This window comes from Ideonella sp., assembly GCF_035254525.1.
In the GTDB taxonomy this organism is placed as follows: Bacteria; Pseudomonadota; Gammaproteobacteria; order Burkholderiales; family Burkholderiaceae_C; genus Ideonella.
Genome location: NZ_DATFAN010000088.1, coordinates 1 through 3,126, shown reverse-complemented (window position 1 = coordinate 3,126; position 3,126 = coordinate 1). Strand labels below are relative to the sequence as shown.

Here is a 3,126-nt window from a genome sequence, read left to right as displayed (position 1 = left end):
TGCCCGATAGCCGAAGCGGCGGAACCGGACCGCGCCTCCCCCCGCCGCGAACAGGGCGATGCGCAGGCTCAGGAACCCGCCGAACACGTTGTGGTGGAAGCCGGAGACCTCCATCTGCCAGGGGTGCCGCGTCCACTGCTGCCCGTCGCGCGAGTAGTGGAAGCTCACCACGTTCTCGCGGTTGGTGACCTTCACGTGGATCGTGCGCGCGTCGAAGGGCTGGCGCATCCAGCTGACCTCCTCGCGGTGGTAGGTGAGCAGCTGGCCGTTGCCGAAGCCGATGCCGACGAAGGCGTGCGCGTCGTAGTAAAGGCACAGGCCACCTTGCGCCTGGCCTTGGAGCTCCAGCACCACCGAGGCTTCGTAGCTGCGGTCGCCGGGGATGCAGGCCAGCGGCGAGCAGTCGGCGGGCGAGGCGCCCTTGGCTTGCAGCACGAGGGCGTCGTCTTCGAAGCGCATGCGCTTCATCTCGTCGGCAGCGGCGCCGAAGAAGCTCCATTGCAGGCCGGGCCGACCTCTCGAGAAGTCATCCGACAGGGCGATGCCGGAAGGGCTCGTCGTGCCACCCCTCGGCTTGCGCAGCGGCGTGGCAAGCGTGCCGCCCTTGGCGCGGAACCAGCCGTCCCGCGTCCATTCGACGGGCTCCATCAACGTCTGTCGGCCGAGCGTGCGAAAGCCGTTCTCGTAGCCGTGGTAGACCATCCACCAATCGCCGGCCGGCCCTTCGACGAGGCTGGCGTGGCCGCGCGACCACCATGGCTGGTCGGCGCTCCAGGTGCGCACGACCGGGTTGTGCGGGTCGTCTTCCCAGGGCCCGTGGATCGACTTCGATCGCGCGACGGTCACCATGTGGCTGGTCGCAGGCCCGGCGGTGCCTCCGACGGCGGAGATCAGGTAGAACCATTCGCCGCGGCGCACGATCTTCGGCCCTTCGGGCGCGAACATCTCGACCACCCAGTCGTCCGGATAGCGCCAGGGCGTGTGGGCGTGCTCGAGCGGGCCGTCGATCGAGAGCCCATCGTCGGCGAGCCGCACGCGACGGATGCCGTTGACGAACAAGTAGCGCTTGCCATCCTCGCCCACCGCATGGCCGGGGTCGATGCAGCCGGGCAGCTTCAGGTCGACCGGGTCGCTCCACGGCCCGCGGATGTCGTCGGCCCAGACGACGAAGACGGCGGTGCCATCGTCGCGCAGTGCGGGGATGTAGAGGTAGTAGCGCCCGCCGTGGTTGACGAGGTCCATCGCCCACACGGTGCCGATCGGCTTGCTGAGCGCAGCCGCGATCGGCGCCCAGTTGACGAGGTCGGTCGAATGCCAGATCACCGCGCCGGGATACGACTGGAATGACGAGAACGTCATGTAGTACTCGGCCCCGTCCTTCAGGATCGTCGGGTCCGGGTGATCGCCCGGCACGATGGGGTTGCGGTAGGTCCCGTCGCCGAGATCGGCCTGGCGCTGGCCCTCGATGCCACGGCCGAATCGCGCCGCATGCCTCGCCGTGGCCGATGCGGCGGCAGGCACGGCGGGGATCGTGGCCACAGCCACCGCGGCCTTGAAGAGCTTGCGGCGAGACACCTCGCTCATCGCGTCCTTGCTCAATGTGGCGCCACCGTCACGACCACGACCGACTTCGGCGGCAGATCGAGCGCCAGCAATGCGCCGCCCGTTCCTGCGCTGTACGGCGTCGGCACGAGCGCCTGCGGCTGGGCGAAGGTGTTGTGCGCGTCCATCGCGGCGGCGGTGAGCACCCGCCCGCGCGCCGTGCCGCCGAGGTTGGTGTGCACCCTCGCAGGCCGCTGCGGATCGAGGTTGACCAGCGCAAGCACCGTGCTGCCGTCGGCGGCGCGCGCCACCGACGCATCCACGGCCGGCAGCTCGATATCGCCTTCGTGCCAGCGCGGGGCCTGCAGGTCGGCCTTCAGCGGCGTCGCACCGCGGAACGGCTTGTACAGGTCGAAGGCGTGGTAGGTGGGGGTCAGCAGCATGCGCGGGCCGTCGGTCAGCGCCAGCGCCTGCAGCACGTTGACCATCTGCGCGATGTTGGCCATCTTCACGCGCTCGGTGTGGCGGTGGAAGGCGTTGAACGAGAGCGCCGCGACCAGCGCATCGCGCAGCGTGTTCTGCTGCTGCAGGAAAGCCGGGTTGGTGCCGGGCTCGGCGTCGTACCAGGTGCCCCATTCGTCGACGTACAGCGAGACGCGCCTGGCGGGGTCGTGCTTGTCCATCAGGCGGCTGACGGCGTCGATGCGCGGCTCGATGCCGACGGCGCTCTTCAGCGTCCTGGCCCATGCCGGCGCGTCGAAGCCGGTGGCGCTGCCGTGCTTGCTCCAGTCGCCGGGCATCGTGTAGTAGTGCAAGGTCAGCGCATCCATGTGCGAGGCCGAGCGCTCCATCAGCACCTCGACGAGGTGGTCGTTGCCTTGCCCGTCGCCGGAGGCCACGCGCACCACGGGCGCGTGCAGGAAGGTCTCGTACTGGTTGTGCAGGTCGGCCTGGTACTCGGGCCGCATGCTGCCGCCGCAGCCCCAGCTCTCGTTGCCGATGCCGAAGTACTTGACCTTCCAGGGCTTGTCGCGCCCGTTGCGGCGGCGCTCCTCGGCCAGCGCAGATTTGCTGTCGGAGGTCATGTACTCCAGCCACTGGGCCATCGAGCGCGGCGGCAGCGAGCCCATGTTGCCCGCCAGGTACGCCTCGGCGCCGAGCTGCTCGACCAGGTCCATGAACTCGTGCGTGCCCACCCGGTTGGGCTCGATCACGTTGCCCCAGATCTTGTTGAGCCGGGCAGGGCGCTTGGCCGGCGCGCCGATGCCGTCGCGCCAGTCGTAGTCGTCGGCGAAGCAGCCGCCGGGCCAGCGCACGACCGGTACCTGCAGCCGGCGCAGCGCGCCCACCACGTCGTTGCGCCAGCCGCGCGTGTTGGCGATCTTCGATTCGGGGCCGACCCACAGGCCGCCGTAGATGCCGGTGCCCAGATGCTCGGCGAAATGACCGTAGACCTCGGGCTCGATGCGCGGGCCTGCGGCCTCTTGCGAGATCGTCAGGCGCACGTCGACCGGTTCGGCGGCCATCGCGGGAATGGACAGAGACATCGCCAGGATTGCGGCGTGCAGCAGGGTTGCAGGCTTC

2 protein-coding genes are annotated in these 3,126 nt (G+C 69.5%); both read right to left on the bottom strand.

The window, feature by feature from the left end:
- Window positions 1-1,584 (bottom strand): family 43 glycosylhydrolase (locus tag VJ693_RS08420; RefSeq protein WP_324153227.1); only part of this gene is annotated, 1,584 nt, incomplete at its 3' end.
- A gap of 11 nt (window positions 1,585-1,595) precedes the next feature.
- The coding region (locus VJ693_RS08415; RefSeq protein WP_324153226.1) for an alpha-N-arabinofuranosidase at window positions 1,596-3,126 on the bottom strand (1,531 nt) is incomplete at its 5' end.